Origin of the sequence: Kitasatospora sp. NPDC059160 (genome assembly GCF_042755465.1) — a bacterium.
Classification (GTDB): Bacteria; Actinomycetota; Actinomycetes; order Streptomycetales; family Streptomycetaceae; genus Kitasatospora.
The window spans coordinates 33,523-52,429 of the sequence record NZ_JBHZCN010000043.1; the positions used below are offsets into that span (position 1 = coordinate 33,523).

Annotated in this window: 19 protein-coding genes; 2 read left to right on the top strand and 17 right to left on the bottom strand. The window is 75.4% G+C overall.

What is annotated here, in order from left to right; translation table 11 throughout:
* Positions 1-2: 2 nt before the first annotated feature.
* Positions 3-419 carry a MerR family transcriptional regulator gene (locus tag ACFXOZ_RS20075; RefSeq protein WP_375894023.1) on the bottom strand — a complete coding sequence of 139 codons (417 nt, stop codon included), beginning with the start codon at positions 417-419 and terminating at the stop codon, positions 3-5.
* Positions 420-527: 108 nt separating this feature from the next.
* On the opposite strand from ACFXOZ_RS20075, the gene ACFXOZ_RS20080 reads away from it, so the two are divergent.
* Positions 528-1,289: an SDR family oxidoreductase gene (locus tag ACFXOZ_RS20080; RefSeq protein ID WP_375893936.1), complete on the top strand. Its 762-nt coding sequence runs from the start codon at positions 528-530 to the stop codon at positions 1,287-1,289.
* 45 nt (positions 1,290-1,334) lie between these two features.
* On the opposite strand, the gene ACFXOZ_RS20085 is transcribed toward ACFXOZ_RS20080, so the two are convergent.
* The 9 genes from ACFXOZ_RS20085 to ACFXOZ_RS20125 all read right to left on the bottom strand — a co-directional run bounded on the left by ACFXOZ_RS20085 (position 1,335) and on the right by ACFXOZ_RS20125 (position 8,393).
* Positions 1,335-2,006 carry an alkaline shock response membrane anchor protein AmaP gene (locus tag ACFXOZ_RS20085; protein WP_375893937.1) on the bottom strand — a complete coding sequence of 224 codons (672 nt, stop codon included), beginning with the start codon at positions 2,004-2,006 and terminating at the stop codon, positions 1,335-1,337.
* Positions 2,003-2,572: a DUF6286 domain-containing protein gene (locus ACFXOZ_RS20090; protein ID WP_380591753.1), complete on the bottom strand. Its 570-nt coding sequence runs from the start codon at positions 2,570-2,572 to the stop codon at positions 2,003-2,005. Before ACFXOZ_RS20090 ends, ACFXOZ_RS20085 begins: the two co-directional genes overlap by 4 nt.
* 98 nt (positions 2,573-2,670) lie before the next feature.
* Positions 2,671-2,949, bottom strand: a complete 279-nt coding sequence (locus ACFXOZ_RS20095) for an Asp23/Gls24 family envelope stress response protein (RefSeq protein ID WP_380591755.1) — start codon at positions 2,947-2,949, stop codon at positions 2,671-2,673.
* A gap of 110 nt (positions 2,950-3,059) precedes the next feature.
* Positions 3,060-3,251 (bottom strand): hypothetical protein, encoded by a 192-nt coding sequence (locus ACFXOZ_RS20100; protein ID WP_063349611.1) that lies wholly within the window; start codon positions 3,249-3,251, stop codon positions 3,060-3,062.
* Between the two features lie 65 nt (positions 3,252-3,316).
* Positions 3,317-3,850 carry an Asp23/Gls24 family envelope stress response protein gene (locus tag ACFXOZ_RS20105; protein ID WP_375893945.1) on the bottom strand — a complete coding sequence of 178 codons (534 nt, stop codon included), beginning with the start codon at positions 3,848-3,850 and terminating at the stop codon, positions 3,317-3,319.
* A 158-nt stretch (positions 3,851-4,008) separates the two neighbouring features.
* Entirely contained in the window at positions 4,009-4,815 is an 807-nt protein-coding gene (locus ACFXOZ_RS20110; protein ID WP_380591757.1) for an enoyl-CoA hydratase/isomerase family protein, read from the bottom strand.
* A 231-nt stretch (positions 4,816-5,046) separates the two neighbouring features.
* On the bottom strand, positions 5,047-5,280 hold the full coding sequence (locus ACFXOZ_RS20115) for a helix-turn-helix domain-containing protein (RefSeq protein WP_030059940.1): 234 nt from the start codon (positions 5,278-5,280) through the stop codon (positions 5,047-5,049).
* Positions 5,281-5,607: 327 nt separating this feature from the next.
* The gene (locus ACFXOZ_RS20120) at positions 5,608-7,206 is read right to left on the bottom strand and encodes an ABC-F family ATP-binding cassette domain-containing protein (protein WP_375893952.1); all 1,599 of its coding nucleotides are present in this window, start codon (positions 7,204-7,206) and stop codon (positions 5,608-5,610) included.
* A gap of 206 nt (positions 7,207-7,412) precedes the next feature.
* On the bottom strand, positions 7,413-8,393 hold the full coding sequence (locus ACFXOZ_RS20125) for a hypothetical protein (RefSeq protein WP_375893955.1): 981 nt from the start codon (positions 8,391-8,393) through the stop codon (positions 7,413-7,415).
* Between the two features lie 370 nt (positions 8,394-8,763).
* Between ACFXOZ_RS20125 and ACFXOZ_RS20130 the strand changes: the two genes are divergently transcribed.
* Positions 8,764-9,993 carry a glycoside hydrolase family 26 protein gene (locus ACFXOZ_RS20130; protein WP_380591759.1) on the top strand — a complete coding sequence of 410 codons (1,230 nt, stop codon included), beginning with the start codon at positions 8,764-8,766 and terminating at the stop codon, positions 9,991-9,993.
* Positions 9,994-10,000: 7 nt separating this feature from the next.
* On the opposite strand, the gene ACFXOZ_RS20135 is transcribed toward ACFXOZ_RS20130, so the two are convergent.
* The 7 genes from ACFXOZ_RS20135 to ACFXOZ_RS20165 are packed head-to-tail and all read right to left on the bottom strand — an operon-like array spanning position 10,001 to position 18,624.
* Positions 10,001-11,161 (bottom strand): GNAT family N-acetyltransferase, encoded by a 1,161-nt coding sequence (locus tag ACFXOZ_RS20135; protein WP_380396292.1) that lies wholly within the window; start codon positions 11,159-11,161, stop codon positions 10,001-10,003.
* The gene (locus tag ACFXOZ_RS20140) at positions 11,158-12,012 is read right to left on the bottom strand and encodes a Wzz/FepE/Etk N-terminal domain-containing protein (RefSeq protein WP_380591761.1); all 855 of its coding nucleotides are present in this window, start codon (positions 12,010-12,012) and stop codon (positions 11,158-11,160) included. The genes ACFXOZ_RS20135 and ACFXOZ_RS20140 overlap by 4 nt, the downstream gene beginning before the upstream one ends.
* Positions 12,013-12,058: 46 nt before the next feature.
* Positions 12,059-13,174 carry a glycosyltransferase gene (locus ACFXOZ_RS20145; RefSeq protein ID WP_375893964.1) on the bottom strand — a complete coding sequence of 372 codons (1,116 nt, stop codon included), beginning with the start codon at positions 13,172-13,174 and terminating at the stop codon, positions 12,059-12,061.
* Entirely contained in the window at positions 13,171-14,022 is an 852-nt protein-coding gene (locus tag ACFXOZ_RS20150; RefSeq protein WP_375893967.1) for a polysaccharide deacetylase family protein, read from the bottom strand. Before ACFXOZ_RS20150 ends, ACFXOZ_RS20145 begins: the two co-directional genes overlap by 4 nt.
* Entirely contained in the window at positions 14,012-15,781 is a 1,770-nt protein-coding gene (locus ACFXOZ_RS20155; protein ID WP_380591763.1) for a lipid II flippase MurJ, read from the bottom strand. Before ACFXOZ_RS20155 ends, ACFXOZ_RS20150 begins: the two co-directional genes overlap by 11 nt.
* Positions 15,778-17,094 carry an O-antigen ligase family protein gene (locus ACFXOZ_RS20160; protein ID WP_380591765.1) on the bottom strand — a complete coding sequence of 439 codons (1,317 nt, stop codon included), beginning with the start codon at positions 17,092-17,094 and terminating at the stop codon, positions 15,778-15,780. The genes ACFXOZ_RS20155 and ACFXOZ_RS20160 overlap by 4 nt, the downstream gene beginning before the upstream one ends.
* 6 nt (positions 17,095-17,100) lie before the next feature.
* Positions 17,101-18,624: a sugar transferase gene (locus tag ACFXOZ_RS20165; protein WP_375893972.1), complete on the bottom strand. Its 1,524-nt coding sequence runs from the start codon at positions 18,622-18,624 to the stop codon at positions 17,101-17,103.
* Positions 18,625-18,907 lie beyond the last annotated feature (283 nt).

Genomic DNA, 18,907 nt, shown 5'->3' on the forward strand with positions numbered 1-18,907 from the left:
GTCTACTCCCTCTGCTCCCTGGCCAGTTCACACTCGGGCGGCTGCTCGGAGGCCGCGAGCTCGTCTCGCGCCCGCACCGCCCGCTCGAACTGCCCGGCCACCTGCACCCGGACGTCCCGCAAGCGCGCGATGCACTCGTCCAACTCGGCCAACTTCCGCCGGTAGACCTCCAACGAGGCCGGACACGAATCCCCCTCCGGGTGCCCCGCCCGCAGACACTCCACGAACGGCCGGGTCTCCTCCAACCCGAACCCGAAGTCCTGCAGCATCCGGATCTCCCGCAGCAGCCGCACGTCCTCCTCCCCGTACGCCCGGTACCCGTTCCCAGCCCGCCGGGCCGGCAACAGCCCCAACTGCTCGTAGTACCGCAACGCCCGCGTCGTCGTCCCCGCCCGCTCCGCCAACTCCCCGATCCGCATACCGCCCCACTCCTCCCGAACAACCACCACCGACGCTAAACCTTCCCCCCAACGTCAACGCCAGCCCCAACCCCGCACAGCGGCCCCTACGGCGGCAAAATGTCCCCCATGGACCTAGGACTCAAGAACAAGGCCTACATCGTCACCGGCGCCACCCGAGGCCTCGGCCTCGCCGCCGCCCGCGAACTCGCCGCCGACGGTGCCCACGTACTGATCAGCGGCCGCACCCCGCAGGCCGTCGACGCCGCCGTCGCCGAGCTCGACACGCTCGGCTCCGCCCACGGCCTGGTCGCCGACAACGCCGCCCCCGACACCGCCGACCGCCTGATCGCCGAGGCCAACTCCCGTTTCGGCCGCTTCGACGGCATCCTGATCAGCGTCGGCGGCCCGCAGGCCGGCCCGGTCGAGACGACCCCCGAGTCCGCCTGGCGCGACGCCTTCGAGTCCGTCTTCCTCGGCGCCCTCCGCCTCGCCCGCACCGCGGCCGCCGCCCTCCCCTCCGGCGGGGTGATCGGCTTCGTGCTCTCCAGCTCGGTCCGCCAGCCGATCCCCGGCCTCGGCATCTCCAACGGTCTGCGCCCCGGTCTGGCGATGGCCGCGAAGAGCCTCGCCGACGAGCTCGGCCCGCGCGGCATCCGGGTGCTCGGCCTGCTCCCGGCCCGGATCGACACGGACCGGGTCCGCGAGCTGGACGCCCTCGCCCCCGACCCGGAGGCCGCCCGCGCCCAGCACAGCGCCAACATCCCGCTGGGCCGCTACGGCACCCCGGAGGAGTTCGGCAAGGTCGCCGCCTTCCTGCTCTCCCCCGCCGCCTCCTACCTGACCGGCCTGATGGTCCCGGTCGACGGCGGCGCCCTCCGCTCCCTCTAGCCCCCGCCCCTCCGCTCCCACTCCCTCGCCCCCTCGACCCCCGCACTACTCCAGCTGACGACGCTCCCGCCGCCGCCCGACCCCGCGCCGCCCAGACCCACGCCGCCCGGACCGCCGCTCCCCGGCGGGAGCCTCCTGCAACACCCGGATCCGCAGGTCGGCCGGCAGCTCCGCCAGCCCCAGACTCCGTACCGCGTCCGTCCGCGGCCCGTCCTCGAAGTGCTCCACCAGCCCGACCGGGTCCCCGCCCGGGGTCAGCCGTACGGCGCCCCGCAGCCGCGGGTGCCCGGGGGCCCGCACCAGCCGGACCCCGGCCCGCTGCACCTCCGGCAGCACCGCCGTACCGTGCTCCAGCGCCTCCTCCAGCGCCCGCGAGTTCACCCGCATCCGCAGCCCCCGCGCCCCTGGCGTCGGCACCGTGATGTGGGCGAGTCCGGTCCGCCGCAGCTGCGCCACCAGCCACCAGGCCGTCCCGAGCACCAGCAGCGACAGCCCCCCGATCACCGTCGGCCACCACCACGAGGAGCCGACCCACCGCACCCGGGAGCGTGCGCTGACCACCGGCTGGTCCGGCGAGGTCAACGGCCACCAGCTCGGCGGATCGACCCCCAGCCGCCGGTACAGGTCGAGCCCGCCCGCCAGCACCAGCACCCCGACTCCCACCAGCACCGCCCCCACCACCGCCAGCAGCACCCGGTTGACGACCGTCCGCTTCACCGCGCCGCCTCCCCGGTCCGCTCCCCCACCCCGTCCGCCGACTCCCCGGCCACGCCCCCACCCGCCGGCCCCCGCCAGGACCGCACGTCCAGCCGCAACGGCCGCGCCAACCCCACCCGCGCCAGCTCCTCCCGCAACTGCCGCTGCACCCCCGCCGGGTCCACCGGCCCGCTCACCGACACCCGCACCCGCCGCCGCCCGACCTTGACCCTCAGGTGCTCGATGCCAGCCAGCCCGGCGGCCCGGTCCGCCAGCAGGTGCCCGACCCCGGCCCGGTCGATCGCCGCCCCCGTCCCGCCGTACGGCCGCAGCACCAGCCAGCGCCGCAGCCCGGGTGCGAACGCCAGCCACAGAAGCCCCAGCCCGACCAGGGCCGCCGCACCGGCGCCGACCAGCACCCACAGGTCGTCCAGGTGCCGGGTGGCCAGCTCGTCCGCGATCTGCGCCCGCCACCGCCGGGCCGGCTGCCCGGCCCGGACCGCGACCGCGTCGTACAGCAGCGCTCCCGCCACCACCAGCACCAGCGTGGCGACCGGCGCCGCGACGGCCGCCCGCCCCGACCGCAACCGGGGCACCTTCCCCACCGCCTCCGAACCCGACCCCTCCGAACCCGACCCCTCCGAACCCGACCCCTCCGGCCCCGACGCCGCCACCGCGTCCCCCTTCACCACGCTCCCCCGGCGACCAACTTCTCGACCACCACGACCACTTCGGACACCTTCGTCCCCGTCAGCCCGTTCACCTGCGCCGCCACCCGGTCCCGCACCCGCCGGGCGAGTCCGGCCAGGTCCGCCGGGAAGGGCAGCTCGACCGCCACCCGGACGGTCACCGTGCTGCCCGGCCGCGCCACCGAGACCTTCGGCGGCTCCCCCTTCACCGACCGCCCGCCCCAGGCCTCGGCGACCACCTCCCGCGCCGCCTGCCCGGCGATCCGTTCGTACACCCGGTCGGCGACCCGCAACCGCCCCCGGCGCACCGCACCGGAGGCGGGACCGGGGACGGGACCAGGGACGGGGCTAGGGCCGGGACCAGGCGCCGGTACGGCGGCCCCCATCAGCGCCGCCGGTCGCGACCGCGGAGCAGGTCCCCGAGGTCGCCGAGCTCGATGTCGCCCTCCAGCAGCCGCCCGGCCACGAAGCCGACCAGCCCGAGCGCCGCCACCAGCAGGAACGCCGCGAACCCGCCGAAGTACCCGGCGAAGCCGAGGGCCATGCCCACCACCAGGCCGACGATGGCCAGGTTCATCCGCTACTCCCTCGTCCTCCACCGAACGCCGACACCAACACCCCGGGCGGTCCCGCGGCCGGGCGCTACTTGAGCTTGGGCCGCTGCCCCGACGACGCCACCGGCTCCTCTTCCTCCTCGAACTCCGGTTCGTCCGGGAGGTGGACGTCGTTGACCGCGATGTTGACCTCGACGACCTCCAGGCCGGTCATCCGCTCCACCGCGTCGATGATGTTCTCCCGCACCTGGCGGGCGAGTTCGGGGATCACCACGCCGTACTCGACCACCAGGGCGATGTCGATCGCGGTCTGCTTCTCGCCGACCTCGGCCTTGATCCCGCGCCCGATGCTCGACCTGCCGCCGGGGACCCGGTCCCGCATCGCGCCGAAGGTGCGGGCCAGTCCGGAGCCCAGCGCGTGGATGCCGGAGACCTCCCGGGCGGCCATCCCGGCGATCTTCTCCACCACACCGACCGCCAGCGCCGTGCGGCCGCGCTCGGCGGACGGCCGACCGCCGTCCCCGCCCGCGCCGGGCGCGGGCCGGGCACCGGCGGGCGGGCCGGGGGTGGGCCCGCCACCGGGGTTCTTGTGCAGGGTCGCGGGCGTCGGAGTGTCAGGCATGGGGCGCATCTCCCTCGTAGCGGCTCCAGCTATATCGCAAACCTCCCCAACTCTGGCATTCCGCCACGACCCCCGCCCGCCGAGCACGCCCCGGAACGCCGCAGGCCCGGCCCCGGGGTGCTCCCCCGGGGCCGGGCCTGCGCGCAATGGCGGGTGGGTCAGTCGCCGATCCCGGCGAGTTCCCGCAGCCGGCGGGCCTGGGCCGCCCGTTCGGCCGAACGCTGCTCCTCGTACGACCGTCCGGAGGCCCCCTGGAGCAGGGCCTTGGTCTCGGTCACGGCCCCGCGCGGGGCGGCCAGCAGGGCGGCGGCGAGGTCCCGGGCGGCGGCGTCGAGTTCGGCGCCGGGCACCGACAGGTTGGCCAGCCCGGTCGCGGCGGCCTCCTCGGCGCCGACCCAGCGGCCGGTCGCGCAGATCTCCAGCGCCCGGGCGTAGCCGACGAGGTCGACCAGCGGCTTGGTGCCGGCCAGGTCGGGGACGAGCCCGAGCGAGGTCTCCTTCATGGCGAACTGCACGTCGTCGGCGACCACCCGCAGGTCACAGCCGAGCGCGAGCTGGAAGCCGGCCCCGACGGCGTGGCCCTGGACGACGGCGATGGAGACCAGGTCGGCGCGGCGCCACCAGGTGAAGGCCTCCTGGTAGGCGGCGATGGCGTCGTCCAGCTCCTGGTCGGCGGAGCCGGCCAGCTGCAGGAAGGTGGGCTCGCCGGGGATGCCCTCGGGGGTGAACATCGCCCGGTCCAGTCCGGCGGAGAAGGAGACGCCCTCGGCGCGCAGCAGCACCACCCGCACGCTGCCGGGCAGTTCGCGACCGGCCTGGGCGAGGGCGCGCCAGAGTGCGGGCGACTGGGCGTTGCGCCGCTTGGGCTGACAGAGGGTGACAACGGCGAGCTCGCCGTCGGTCTCCAGCCGGACGCCGTCCCGCTCCCAGCTCGGGGCCTGCGGGTCAGTGGCGGGGGCGGTCATGCGGGAACCTCCGGTGGCTGGGGACGTGGCTACCGGAGAGTAACAAACCTGGGCGCGGACGGGCAGGCCCCCGGCCCGCAGAGATCGGAACGGCCCCCGGCGCCCGGGGGCGGACATGACGATCGGCGGCCGGTCCACTCGACCCGAGGGCGGACGCCCGGCCGTGGTCGGCCGTCGTCTCCTCGGCGGGCGTCAGGCCGCCGCGCCATCCAGCTCAGAGCTGATTGACCGTCAGGAACCGGCCCCGGCAGTCGCCTTGTTCTTGCCCCGCGTGGCACCGCCGCGGCCCCGGAGGATCACTCCGGACTCGCTCAGCATCCGGTGCACGAAGCCGTACGAACGACCGGTCTCCTCCGCGAGAGCGCGAATGCTCGCCCCGGAGTCGTACTTCTTCTTGAGATCGGCCGCGAGCTTCTCACGCGCGGCACCGGTCACCCGGCTGCCCTTTTTCAGAGTCTCGGCCACCCGTGCCTCCTCGTAGCGTTGCTCGGTCAGATTCCCATGATCACCCATCCACCGCGTCCTGGCCACCCATTCGACAAGGTCGATGTCGCAAATGCGTGGTCCTGCGGTGGTGATCCGAGCGCACCAGGGCGCTCACGCAGAGTGCACGCCCCCGGGCGGCTGCCGCCGAATGCCGAGAAATAGCTGATCAGCAGCGTCGGCCCGACCACGTTCGAGTGGCGGGCCGACGGGAAGTGCTTAAACGGAATCCGGGTCTTCTTCATTCCCGGACACGCCGAAAGGACTAGATATTCTGGGCCGAAAAGCGGATCCGGCGTCTACTTCCGGTCAGGCCAGCGAGACCAGATCGGCGTACGACGGGTTCCACAGGTCCTCGACCCCGTCGGGCAGCAGGATGATCCGCTCCGGGTCGAGCGCCTCGACCGCGCCCTCGTCGTGGGTGACCAGCACGACCGCGCCGGAGAACTCGCGCAGCGCGCCCAGGATCTCCTCGCGGCTGGCCGGGTCGAGGTTGTTGGTGGGCTCGTCCAGCAGCAGCACGTTGGCCGAGGAGACCACCAGGGTGGCCAGGGCCAGACGGGTCTTCTCACCGCCGGAGAGCACCCCGGCCGGCTTGTCCACGTCGTCGCCGGAGAACAGGAAGGAGCCGAGGATCTTGCGGATCTGCACCAGGTCGGTGTCCGGCGCGGCCGAGCGCATGTTCTCCAGCACGCTGCGCTCGGGGTCGAGCGTCTCGTGCTCCTGGGCGTAGTAGCCGATCTTGAGGCCGTGGCCGGGGATCACCTCGCCGGTGTCCGGCTGCTCCACCCCGGCCAGCATCCGCAGCAGGGTGGTCTTGCCCGCGCCGTTGAAGCCCAGCACGACGACCCGGGAGCCCCGGTCGATCGCCAGGTCGACGTCGGTGAAGATCTCCAGCGAGCCGTAGGACTTGGACAGGCCGCTGGCGGTCAGCGGGGTCTTGCCGCAGGGCGCCGGGTCCGGGAAGCGCAGCTTGGCGACCTTGTCGCTCACCCGGACCTGGTCCAGGCCGGCGAGCAGCTTGTCGGCGCGGCGGGCCATGTTCTGCGCGGCCACCGTCTTGGTCGCCTTGGCGCGCATCTTGTCGGCCTGGGCGTTCAGGGTCGCGGCCTTCTTCTCCGCGTTGGCCCGCTCGCGCTTGCGGCGCTTCTCGTCGTCCTCGCGCTGCTGCTGGTACTGCCGCCAGCCCATGTTGTAGACGTCGATGGCGGAGCGGTTGGCGTCCAGGTAGAAGACCTTGTTGACGACCGTCTCGACCAGGTCGACGTCGTGCGAGATGACGATGAAGCCGCCCTTGTACGTCTTGAGGAAGTCCCGCAGCCAGACGATCGAGTCCGCGTCCAGGTGGTTGGTGGGCTCGTCGAGCAGCAGCACGTCGGAGTCCGAGAAGAGGATCCGGGCGAGCTCGACGCGGCGGCGCTGACCACCGGAGAGGGTGTGCAGCGGCTGGGCCAGGATGCGGTCCGGCAGGCCCAGCGCCGCGGCGATGGTGGCGGCCTCGGCCTCGGCGGCGTACCCGCCCTTGGTGAGGAACTCGGTCTCCAGGCGCGCGTACTTCTTCATCGCGTTGTCCCGGGTGGCGCCCTGGCCGTTGGCCATCCGGTCCTCGTTCTCGCGCATCTTCTTCAGCACGGTGTCGAGGCCGCGGGCGGAGAGGATGCGGTCCTTGGCGAGGACGTCCAGGTCGCCGGTGCGCGGGTCCTGCGGGAGGTAGCCGACCTCGCCCGAGCGGGTGACGGTACCGGCGGCGGGCAGGCCCTCACCGGCCAGCACCTTGGTGAGCGTGGTCTTGCCGGCGCCGTTGCGCCCGACCAGGCCGATCCGGTCGCCGGCGGCGACCTTGAAGTTCGCGGACTCGATCAGGATCCGGGCACCGGCGCGCAGCTCTAGGGCGTTGGCGGAAATCATGGCTGGGACTGCTCCTGGGACGTGGGCGGGCGGCCGGGTGCGGACCCGGGCGGCGGGAAGGGGGCTTCATCGGCGGTCGGCGCGCCGGGACCGGGCGCCACCACCCGCTATTGCCCGGAGAAGATAGCCATGACGGCCAGTCTACCGGGCCGCGCGAAACGCCCCGGGGGCGTACCGCCCCGGGGTACCCGCCGGCCCGCCCGCGGCTACTGCTGCGGCGTGGCCGCCGGGTCCGCCGGGGTGCTCGGGGCGGGGGCGGCCGGGCTCGCCGAGGGATCGGCGCAGCCGCCCTGGGGGCGGACCGCGGCGAACGGGGCGTCCGGGTTGGCGCAGCCGGTCTCGGGGGCGGCCGCCTTGGTGTCGAAGACCTTGGGCGGCACGATCGGGCCGTCGGTGATCTCCACCCGGCCGGCGTCCAGCGCCTTCACCGTCGCGGCCGGGCCGGTGATCATCGACCAGCCGTTGCTGTCCAGCCGGTAGCCGGTGATGCCGCCGGAGACGGCCACCCCGCTGCTGTTGGTGCAGGTCCGCGGGATGAGCACGGCGTAGTCGGTGTGCACGGTGCGCAGCGGGTCGTAGAGGCAGCCGTTGGAGGGCCGGTCGTTGTAGCGCAGGTCGCCGTCGGCGTCGCGCAGGCCCATGGTCAGGGTCGGCGTCACCACGGCCAGCCAGGGCGAGCCGTCCCGCTGCACGGTGTGCAGCGCGGCCGCGGCCCGCTGCTTGGCGGTGTCCTTGCGCTGGGCGTCGGTGCGCTTGTCGGCGCCCGGCTCGCCGTCGGCGCGCAGGTAGTCGGCCAGGCCGGGTACGGCGCGGTGCCAGCGCACCTCGTGGTCGCCCGGGCGGACGGAGGTGACCAGGCCGTCGTCCCAGACCACGATCGCGTTGTCCCCGGCCATCGCCAGGTAGAGCGCCTCGGCGCCCTCGCGGCGGTACGTCCAGGCCCGCTCGCCGGTCTGCTTGTGGTACGCCTCCAGGCCGGGGCCGACCACCCGCAGGTCCAGGTCGGCCGAGCTGACCGACTGCGAGTTGACCGGGGTCGCCTCCGCGTCCCCCGGCCCCGCCACCCGGTCGCCGAACGGCACCGGCTTGTTCGCGTGCGCCGCAGCACCGGCCGCAAGGACCAGCATCACCGCCAGGGCAGGCAGGATCGAGCGGGGGGTGAGGACACGCGGCGGCTTCCAGGACACGGCCGGAGCGTACCTTTCGGCGGGTGCGCCAGTCAGCCTGGAATCGCCGCCCGGGCCCACCGGCGACCGCACGGCGGACCGTGCGCGCCCGCCCGGTGCGCCCGCCCGCCCACCTGCGCCGTCGGCTCCCCGGCCGGTCGGCGGGGCCCCGCGCGGCGGGCCCCGCGGACCCCGCCGGACCGTTACAGAGCTGATACACGGGGCCGGGCCGGACGGGTGTTGCGGCAGACGGCGTTCGAATATCGCCCACTTTAGGGTGACATTCGGCTTTTCCGTCCTCCGCCGGGCCTACTGTCGGCGAGCGTGGCGCGACGGTCCGTCGGTGTCGTCTCCCGCCCGCCCCGCTCCCGCGACGTCCGGAGGAGAGACCATGCGCATGGGCCGCCTGACGCTGGCCGCCGCCGCTCTGCTGCTGATGGCCACGGCCAGTGTCCCGGCCGGGACACCGCTCAGCCGGACCGAACGGCACAGCCTCTCCTCGGACGCCTTCGAGCCGCGCGGCGCGGCCCCCCGCCCGCCGGTCCAGCGGCCCCGGCACGAGCCGCCGTTCGGCGCCTTCGTCGGCTCCTGGGACGACTACATCCCGCAGATCGGCAAGTACGCCCAGTGGCTGGGCAACGCGAACATGCAGGTCGGCCACACCTACCTGGCGGGCAACAGCTGGGCGGACATCGAGGGCGAGCCGGTGGTGCTCGGCCTGTGGTCGCAGTGGCGGCTGGCCGACCCGTCCCGGCTGCTGGTGCTCGGCGTGCCGATGCTGGTGCCCAACGAGGCGAACGTGCCGGACGGCGAGGTCGCCAGGCTGCTGGGCCAGGGCGCCCGCGGGGACTTCGACAGCCACTTCCTGCGGCTCGCCCGCCGGCTGGTGGCGCTCGGCGGCGCGGACACCGTGCTCACCCTCGGCTGGGAGATGAACGGCGTCACCTACACCCACCGCTGCAAGCCCGACCCGGCCGCCTGGAAGGCCTACTGGCGCCGGATCGTCGGGGTGATGCGCTCGGTGCCCGGGCAGCGCTTCCGCTTCGACTTCACCCCCAACCGGGGCCTGGACGCCATCCCGTGGACCAAGTGCTACCCCGGCGACGACGTGGTCGACATCGTCGGCACGGACAGCTACGACCAGCCGGCCGGGAGCACCTTCGACGACTACGTGCGCGAGCCGTACGGCCTCCAGGACCAGGTGGAGTTCGCGGCCAAGCACGGCAAGCCGGTCTCGTACCCGGAGTGGGGGCTGTTCCGCAACGGCGACAACCCCGAGTTCGTCCGGCGGATGGTCGACTGGATGCGCACCCACGACACCGCCTACCAGACCGTCACCGACTACTGCCCGCACGGCTTCTTCCAGTGCCGCAGCAATCCGCGCTCGACGGCGGCGTTCAAGCAGCTGATGGCGGGTTCGCAAGGGGCGCCGCCGGTCGTGCCGACGGCGCCCCCCGCTCCGATCGTGCCGGTCGTCCCGAGGCCGCCCGGCGCGCCCACCCCGTCGGGGACCGCCACGCCGGACGCCACCGCACCGGCCACCGCGCCCGCCGCCACGGCGAGCCCGTCGGCCGGGGCCTCGCCGAGCCCGTCCCCGGCCCGGACGCCGTCCCGGCGCTGAGCGGCGGTCAGGCCCGGCGGCGGGCCAGCAGCGCCTCCTTGAGCCGGGGGAAGCGGGTGCGCAGCTGGTGCGCCGCCGCCTGCCGGGCCAGCACCGCAGCGGACCGGGCGACGGCCGCCGGGGCCGCTCCGGCCGGGCCCAGCAGCAGCCGCCGGTTGGGCATCCGGTCCGGCCGCCAGCGCTGCTTGTACGGTTCCTGGCCGCGCAGCAGGCCGAGCACCGGGATGCCCGCGCCGACCGTCTCGTCCAGGGCCGCGCTGAACAGCAGCCCGGCGATGTCCAGCCGCTCGCGCAACGCCGGGTGGGCGCCGTACATGTACAGCCCGCCGAAGGACGGGCAGAGCAGCAGCAGGTTGACCGCGACCAGCTCGCCGTCCAGGTGGAACTGGTGGACGGCCGCCCGGCCGGTGGCGACCAGGCCGGTGGTGGACTCGGTCAGGTGCCGGGCGAAGCGCTCGGTGCGGTGCTCGGCGGTGACGCCGCGCTGCTGCCACTGGAGGAAGTGCAGCCGCAGCAGCCCCTCCAGCGCGGCCGGGACCTCCTCGACCGGCGTGGACCGGACCTGCACCCCGGCCTCGGCGATCTTGCGCAGCTTCACCCGGCTGCGCTGGGCCGTCTTGCCGGGCACCCGCTTGAGCAGCCGCTCCATCGGGACGGCCGGCAGGTACTGGCAGAGCGAGTCCTGGTGGCTGCGGCGGGTGCCGCGCCAGTGCTCGTAGACCCGCTGCACCGCGGCCTCGGGGTGCACCTCGCGCAGCTCCAGCCAGTGCCAGGGGCGGGTGAGCGGAAGGGCGGCGGCGAACTCGGCGGCGGCCCGGTCGGCGCAGTCGTCGTCCAGCAGGACGTCGCCGTAGTCGACCAGCCCGGCGCCGAGGCCGGTGAGGCCGCCGAACGGGCCGCCGCGGCGCAGGAAGGCACCGGCGCCGACCAGTCGGCCGTCCCGCCGGACCAGCACCACCAGCAGCGCGCCGGGGCGGCCGTAGTGGCGCCACCAGGAGCGCTGCCAGGCGGCGGCCTGGAAGAAGGTGGCGGTGCGGCAGCGGGCCGCCAGGTCGTCCCACTCCTCGGCGACGGTGTCCAGCGCGTCGTCCTCGCGGTGCAGCTCGGTGGTCCAGACGGGCGCGGCGGACTGGGCCGGGAGGCCGGCGGCGCGGGTCTCGGTGCTCATCGTCCGCTCCGGGCCGCGGCCTTCTCCTTGGCCGGACGCTCGGGCGCGGCGGCGGGCTCGGGCTCGGGCTTCGCCCCGTCCTTCGTACCGGCCTTCGGCTCGCCCGCCGGCTCCGGCGTCGGCCCGGTCCTCGGGCGGGCCTTGCCGGCCGGCTCCTCGGCCCGCGGGCGGGGCGCGGCGGGGGCCGGGTCCGGGGCGGGGGCCGGGGCGGGGGCCTCGGGAGTCCCGGTCGGCTCGGCGGTCCCGGTCGGCGCGGGAGCCGTCGGGGCCTCCGCGGCCCCGGGGCCGTCCGGGCCGCCGCGCCGGCGGGTCATCAGCACCAGCGACCCGAGCAGCAGCCCGGCCGCGGCGCCGACCGCGACGTCCAGCTTGCCGGAGGGCGTGGTCGGCTTGTCCGGCTCGGCGGCCGGGGCCAGCGTGACCAGCCGGACGTTGGTGTCCCTGCTGCTGGTGTTGGCGAAGGCGACCAGCGAGCGGGCCACCGCGTCGGCGGTCCGGGCGGCCTCCTGGGCCTTCCTCCCGGTGCCGGTGATCTCGATCATCGGGGCGTCCGGGGAGGTCGTCCCGGAGACCAGGGACTCCAGCTCGGACCGGGTGTGGCCGGTCTCGGCGGCCGCGACCGTGAGCACCTGCGGCTGGCCCGCGAGCCGGCCGTACGCCTGGGCGAAGTTGGTGGCGGTCGACGCCTCCCCCGGGTTCTGCGGCACCACGAGGACGTAGGCGCTGGCGGCGTACGAGGGGGGCGAGACGACGGCGTACCCGGCGCCGGCCGCGGCGCCGAGCGGCACCGCGAGCGCCACCGGCCACCAGCGGCGGACCAGGTGGCGGGCGCTTCGGCGCGGTGTGGTCATGGGTGTGGCTCCTTGGGTCTGGTACGGCGGTCCGGCGGCGGGCGGCTCAGGCGCGGGCCAGCCGGTCGTAGAGGGCGCCCAGGTCGGCGGCGACCCGGGCGATGTCGTAGTGGCCGACGGCCGGGGGGTGCGGCAGCGGGTCGGCGATGTGGCCGCTCAGCTGCCGCAGGTCGCGCAGGGCGGCGGCGTACGCGGCGGGCTCGGAGGGGATCCGGCGGGCCTGCGGGGCGGCGCTGGGCGGCAGTTCGTCCAGCGCCGGGCAGGCGCTGTGCCGCACCGGGAGCCCGGCCGCGAGGCCCTCCAGTACGCCCAGGCCGAAGGTCTCCGCGGTGGAGGGGGCCGCCAGCACGTCCATCGCGGCCAGCAGGTCGGGCACGTCGTCCCGCTCGCCGGTGAGCACCAGCCGCTCCCGGACGCCGAGTTCGGCCGCCCGGCGCTCCAGCCCGGCCCGCTCGGGGCCCTCGCCGACCAGCAGCAGCCTGGTCCCCGGGTCGAGTTCGGCGAGCGCCGCCAGCAGCACCTCGAAGCGCTTGCCCGGCACCAGCCGGCCGACCCCGCCGACCACCCAACCGCCCTCCGGCAGGCCGAGTTCGGCCCGGATCCGGCGGCGAGCGGCGGCCCGCTCGGCGGGCGGCCGGCGGTAGCCGGCGGTGTCGATGCCGTTGGGGATCAGCTCGATCCGGGCCGGCGGGACGCCCCAGGAGCGCAGGGTCTGGGCGACCTGCCGGGACACCGCCACGGTGGTGCTGCCGAGCCGTTCGGCGGCCAGGTAGAGGCCCTTGACGCCCCGGGTGACCGGGCGGCCCTCGATCACCCCAGCGTGCAGCGAGTGCTCGGTGGACACCACCGCCCGCACCCCGGCGAGCCGCGCGGCCAGCCGGCCGTACAGCTGGGCGCGGTAGAGGTGGGTGTGCACCAGGTCGTAGCGGCCGGCCCGGACCACCCGCACCAGCCGGGGCAGCGCCCCGAGGTCCCGGTTGCCGCGCATGCCGAGGTGGTGGACGGTCACGCCGTCGGCGCGCAGCGCGTCCGCGACCGTGCCCGGGTTGGTCAGCGCGAGCACCTCGCAGCGCTGGTGCGGCGGCAGGTGCCGCAGCAGCAGGTGCAGTTGGCGCTCGGCACCGCCGGAGGCGAGCCCGGTGACGATGTGCAGCACCTTCACGGCCGACGCTCCCGCCGCCCGCGCTTGAGCGAGGTGACGGCGTCGCGCAGCCGGTGCCGGGCCTTCTTGGCGCGCAGCCGCCAGGCGCCGTCCCGGTCGCCGACGTAGCAGCGGGGCAGCGCGAAGCGGCCGGTGAGCGGGGAGTGGGCGATCGCGCAGGCGTAGTCGTAGCCGGCCTCGCGCACCGCCTCGGCGGCGGGCCGGTCGACGGCACCGTACGGGTAGCAGAAGCCGGTGACCGGACCGCCGACGACCTCCTCCAGCAGGCGCCGGCTCTCCCGGGTCTGCACCCCGAGGACCTCGGCGGGTAGCCCGGGCAGCGCCTGGTGGCCGAGGCCGTGCGAGCCGATCTCCCAGCCAGCGGAGGCGAGTTCGGTGACCTCCTGGACGGTGAGCAGCTTCTTGCGCGGACCCTCGGTGTCCCAGCCGTTGTCCTGGCCGAGCAGGTCGGCGACCACGTACGCGGTGGCGGTGAAGCCGTACGCCTGGAGGATCGGGACGGCGTACCGGGCGAAGTCCGCGTAGCCGTCGTCGAAGGTCAGGCCGACCAGCTTGTCGTCCTGCCCCTGGGCGCGGGCCCGCATCAGCTCGCGGACCGAGACGCCGCGCCGGCCGCGCCGGTGCAGCCAGGCGATCTGCTCGGCGAACCGCTCGGGGCTGACGGTGAGTTGGTACGGGTCCTCCTCCTCGACCGCCACCGAGTGGTACATCAGGATCCACGGCGAGGAGGAGCCGGGCAGGGCGGGTCCGCCGGCCTGGCGGCGGCTTCTGGGCAGTCGCGCCCGGTCGGGCGGGGCGTCGGTGACGCCCGCCAGGGCCGGACGGACGGATCCCCGCTCATCGTCCATGGGGAGACTTCCCTTCGTCGGGGACGGTCGGCAGGTTCAGGGCCCGCCGGTCGGGCCCGAGCCCCACGGCCCGGGCGGCGGCCAGCACCGGACCGCGCACCTCGCGGGCCCGGAGCCCGGTGCCGAGGGCGGCGAAGGCCAGCACCACGGTCAGGCCACCGGAGAGGGTCGAGAGCAGCGGGTCGGCCGACAGGCTCGCGGCGGCGGCGCCCGCGACGGCGCCCCCGGCGGCGGCCAGCACCAGCCGGCCGTGGTCGCCGAGCACCCGGCGCAGCCGCAGCGGGATGCCGCGCAGCACCAGCCCGCGCAGCAGCAGCGCGGCGGTGGCGGTGATCCCGCTCGCGTTGCCGGCGGCCAGGCCGAGCGCCCCGAACCGGGGCGTGGCGAGCAGGCCGACGGTGACGGTCACCCCGAGGCCGAGCAGCATCGCGGCGACCGGGTACCAGTCCAGCAGCCGGCGCCCGCCGTCCTCGCGGCGCGGGTCGTCGGCCCGGCGGACCACCGGGCGGAGCGAGAAGTACGGGCGGATCATCACGCCGATCAGCGCCTGGGCGGGCAGGCCGAAGCTGTACACCCGGATGACGGCGGCGGTGGCGGCGGTGTCCCCCGGGCCGAAGGCGCCGCGCTCGAACAGCAGCGAGACCGCCGAGGGGGCACAGGCCATCAGGAAGGCGGTGCCGAGCAGCACGACCGCGGCGGCCTGCCCGAGGTCCTTCTCGACCCGGTCGCGGGCCGCGGTGAGGTCCCCCGCCGCGAGTGCCCGGGCGACCAGCGGGAAGGTGACGGTGCAGATCAGGATGCCCGCCGTCATGGCGAGTTGGGAGACCTTGGCGGCGTAGTTGAGGTGCGAGATGGTGCCGGGCGGCAGCGCCGAGCCGAGGTAGCGCTCGACGAAGACCTGGGACTGCCGGGTCAGCGTGAAGGCGGCCACCGGCAGCAGGGCCAGCGGCATCAGCACCAGCGCGTTGCGGCTGCGCCGGGTGCGGCCGGCCGCGGCCGGCCCGGTCCGCAGGTGCCGCAGGAACGGGCCGACCAGCAGGACGGCCATCAGCAGGCTGCCGAGCGCCACGCCGAGGGCGGCGGAGCGGACCCCGAGGACGCCGTGGAAGCCGAACAGCAGGGCCAGGATGCCGAGGTTGTAGGCGACGTAGATGCCCGCGGGGGCGGTGAAGCTGTGGTGGGCGCGCAGCGCGGCGGCCAGGTAGCCGGCCACGCCGAAGGGCAGCACGGTGATCGCGGTGATCCGGGTGCAGGCGACGGCCAGGCCCGGGTCGGGCAGGCCGGGGGCGAGCAGCTCCACCAGCTGGGGGGCGCCGAGGGCGGCGGCCAGGGCGAGCCCGCTGAGGGCCAGCAGCAGCCAGGGCAGGGTGGCGCGGACCAGCTGGCGGACCGGGTCGGGGGCGTCCGGGTCCTCCTCGCGCAGCACCAGGGCGAGGGCGAAGGCGGGCACCATCAGGAAGGACATGGCGTCCTCGATCAGCAGCGGTGCGGCCGTCTCGGGCACGGTCCAGGCGACCAGGAAGGCGTCGGTGCCCTGGCTCGCGCCGAAGTAGCGGGCCAGCAGGAGGTCGCGCAGCAGGCCGAGGCCCGAGCCGGCGGCGCTGAGCACGGCGGTGACGCCGAAGGCCTTGACGAGGAAGCCGCCCCGGGGCGGCCGCTCCGGCCCGGCCGCGGGCGGCTCGGCGGCGGCGGGCGGCCCGGCGGGAGCGCTGCGCGGGGCCGGGAGGGCGGGGGCGAGCGCGGGCTGGTCGGTGGTCACCGGGGCATCGCCCGCTCCTGGACGGCGGCGCGGGCCGCGAGGCCGAGGACGACGGAGGTCAGCACGGTGGTGGTGCCGCCGATGTCGGCGTACAGGAAGTCGACCAGCACCCAGGTGAGCAGCGCGAGCGCGGCGAGCGAGGTCGTGTGGCGGCGCCGCAGGCAGCCGAGCAGCAGGCCGAGGAAGAGCGCTGCGTAGGCGGTGATGCCGATCAGGCCCTGTTCGCTGAGCACCAGGAAGTACATGTTGTGCGGGGAGAGCAGCGGTTCGCGCTGGAAGCCGATGGTGGAGTCGGCGGCGTCGCTGCCGGAGGAGAGCCGCAGCGGGGCGTGGCTGTCGCGCAGCCTGGGGAAGGCCTTCGGCCCGGCGCCGTGGACGGGGTGGTCCTGCCAGATCCGCCCGGCGGTGGCCCACAGGTCGTAGCGGTCGGAGACGGACTGGTCGGGTGCGGCGGAGACGGAGCCGATCGAGCTGAGCCGCTCGGTGACGCCGGAGGCCCCGAGCCCGAGGCCGCCGATCAGGACGACCGCGGCGGCCAGGCCCAGCACGGCGCTGCGCACCAGCAGCCGGGCGTCGGCGCGCAGCAGCAGCACGGTGACGGCGGCGCCGGTGGCGATCCAGCTGCCACGGCTGAACGAGACGGCGAGCGGGAAGGCCAGGAAGGCGGCGGCGGCGAACATCACCCGGCGCAGCCGTACGTCGCCGCCGGGTGCGCGCTCGCCGAGGGCGAGGGCGAGGGCGGCGAGCAGGCCGTAGCTGACCACGGTGGACATCGCCATGATGTCCAGCGCGCCGAAGGTGCCGACGGCCCGGATCGGCTGGCCGGTGTAGGAGGCGCCGGTGCGGGTGAGGTACTGGTTCGCCCCGACCACGCCCTGGATCAGCGCGGCCAGCACGAAGGAGCCGAGGACGAGCCGCTGGTCGGTGCGGTCGCGCAGCGAGCAGAGCACGGCGGCCGGCACCAGGACGAACACCTGGGTGAGCCGGACGAAGCCGGTGAGGCTGGTGGCCGGGTCGATCGAGCCGAGGGTGGCGACGGCGGCGGCGGCCACGATGCCGCCGAACAGCGCGCAGGTGGTGCGGCTGATCGCGGGCAGGCGCCCGCGCAGCAGGTTGAGCGCGGTGAGGGCGACCAGGGCGAGCGAGGCGACGTCGGCGGCGGTGACGTGGACGGCCGCGGTGACGTCCTTCTCCCCCGCGGGCACGCACACCAGCAGGACGGTGGCCGCGGCGAGCAGGCTGGACCGGTCCGCGAGGGCCGGCAGGGCCCGCCGTAAGACGGGCCGGGGAAGGGCCGGGAAGGTCAGGGCCACGCGGGGTCAGCTCCCGTCCGGGTGGAGCATCAGGGCCGCCGTGCGGCACAGGATCTTGACGTCCTGCCAGAGGCTCCAGCTCTCGATGTAGCGGTTGTCGAAGCGGGCCCGCTCCTCGATCGAGGTGTCCCCGCGCAGGCCGTTGACCTGGGCGAGGCCGGTGAGGCCGACCGGGACGCGGTGCCGGTCGCCGTACTCGGGGTAGGCCTGGCTGAACCGCATGACGAAGTAGGGGCGTTCGGGGCGCGGGCCGACCAGGCTCATGTCGCCGCGCAGGATGTTCCAGAGCTGCGGCAGCTCGTCCAGCGAGCTCTTGCGCAGCAGGCGGCCGACGGCGCCCATCCGGTGGTCCTGGGAGATGTTCCAGCGGGTCGCCGACTCGTGCTCGTTGCTGGGGCGCAGGGTGCGGAACTTGAGGACGGTGAAGACCCGGCCGTCCAGGCCGGTGCGCTGCTGGCGGAAGAGCACGCCGGGGCCGGTGTCGAAGCGGACGGCGAGGGCGCACAGGGCCAGGACGGGGGCGAGCAGCAGCAGGCCGAACCCGGCGGCGGTGACGTCCAGGGCGCGCTTGGCGGCCCAGCCGGGGCGGCGCATGGCCGGGCTGCCGAGGCGCAGACAGGGGAAGCCCCAGAGGTGGTCGCCGCCGGCGATCGGGGCGGTGGGCAGCGAGCCGTGCTCGCGCAGCGCGGGCACCAGCCAGACCTGGCAGCCGAGCCGGACGGCGTCGCGCAGGGCGGCGGCGGTCTCGGCCTCGTCGGCCGCGCCGGCGGTGGCGATGACGTGGTGGATCCGGTGCCGGCGGACCTCGCGCTCCAGCACCTCGCGGCCGCCGAGCACGGGCGGGTCGGTGTCGTCGGCCAGCAGCGGCGGGTCGGCGTCCAGGAAGCCGACCGGGCGCATGCCGTACTCGCCGTGCTGGCTGAGCGCGGCGGCGACCTTGCGGCCGAGCCGGCCGGCGCCGAGCACCAGGACGGGGGCGGGGCGGCCGCGGCGGATCCGCCGGACCAGGTGGTAGAGGACGGCGCGGCCGAGGGCCGCGATCAGCAGTTGGGCGCCGAGCAGGACGGTGAGCCGGGCCGGGGTGGCCGGGCCGCAGTCGGGCCAGCGCCCGTCCAGGCAGCCGGCCAGGGTGACGGCGAAGGCGGTGGCGACCACGGCGCGGACGGCCAGGGCGGGGAGTTCGTCCAGGACCGACAGGGTGAGCCGGGTGCGGTAGAGGCCGCCGGCCAGGTTGAGCAGCAGGAGCAGGGGCAGGACGGCGGCGGCGCCGAGCAGCGGGGCGAGCGGGGCGGTCGGGTCGATCGCGCGGTTGGCGATGCCGGTGCCGGTGCAGAGTGCGATCGCGTCGACCTGGACCAGCGCGAGCGGCAGGGCGAGCCGGGAGCGGCAGGCCCGGCGGTGCCGGCGGGGCGACGCCACCGCCCGGGTGTACGCCGTACGGGTCGGCCGGTCGAGCAGCCCGGTGCCGCGCAGCCGCGGTCCGGACAGGGGCCCTCCGGATCGCGGCACGCTGTCGTGGTCAATGGTCATCAGCGCACGAACTCCCCTGCTGTGTGCCCGGGGTGGCGGTGCCCCGGCACCGATCGGCACGGGGCGGCCGTCCCGGCCCGGTGGGCGCGGTCCTGACAGCACCTGCCATCGCTGGCGGCTTTCGGTTCTCCGGTGAGGGGGCCGATCGCGGAAGGGCTGGTCACCACGGACGCGGCTGCGAAGGGCCCGGACAGGAATTCCCGGGGTGAAATCGAAACGAAGCAGGCAAAATCCGACAATACCGAACCAAGGCATGTGCGCCGGAAGTTGACTTGCCGTTTCA

Coding starts and splice junctions, on each gene's coding strand:
- ACFXOZ_RS20075 (WP_375894023.1), bottom strand. CDS start 419: ATGCGGATCGGGGAGTTGGCGGAGCGGGCGGGGACGACGACGCGGGCG.
- ACFXOZ_RS20080 (WP_375893936.1), top strand. CDS start 528: ATGGACCTAGGACTCAAGAACAAGGCCTACATCGTCACCGGCGCCACC.
- ACFXOZ_RS20100 (WP_063349611.1), bottom strand. CDS start 3,251: ATGAACCTGGCCATCGTCGGCCTGGTGGTGGGCATGGCCCTCGGCTTC.
- ACFXOZ_RS20105 (WP_375893945.1), bottom strand. CDS start 3,850: ATGCCTGACACTCCGACGCCCGCGACCCTGCACAAGAACCCCGGTGGC.
- ACFXOZ_RS20110 (WP_380591757.1), bottom strand. CDS start 4,815: ATGACCGCCCCCGCCACTGACCCGCAGGCCCCGAGCTGGGAGCGGGAC.
- ACFXOZ_RS20120 (WP_375893952.1), bottom strand. CDS start 7,206: ATGATTTCCGCCAACGCCCTAGAGCTGCGCGCCGGTGCCCGGATCCTG.
- ACFXOZ_RS20130 (WP_380591759.1), top strand. CDS start 8,764: ATGCGCATGGGCCGCCTGACGCTGGCCGCCGCCGCTCTGCTGCTGATG.
- ACFXOZ_RS20135 (WP_380396292.1), bottom strand. CDS start 11,161: ATGAGCACCGAGACCCGCGCCGCCGGCCTCCCGGCCCAGTCCGCCGCG.
- ACFXOZ_RS20140 (WP_380591761.1), bottom strand. CDS start 12,012: ATGACCACACCGCGCCGAAGCGCCCGCCACCTGGTCCGCCGCTGGTGG.
- ACFXOZ_RS20150 (WP_375893967.1), bottom strand. CDS start 14,022: ATGGACGATGAGCGGGGATCCGTCCGTCCGGCCCTGGCGGGCGTCACC.
- ACFXOZ_RS20165 (WP_375893972.1), bottom strand. CDS start 18,624: ATGACCATTGACCACGACAGCGTGCCGCGATCCGGAGGGCCCCTGTCC.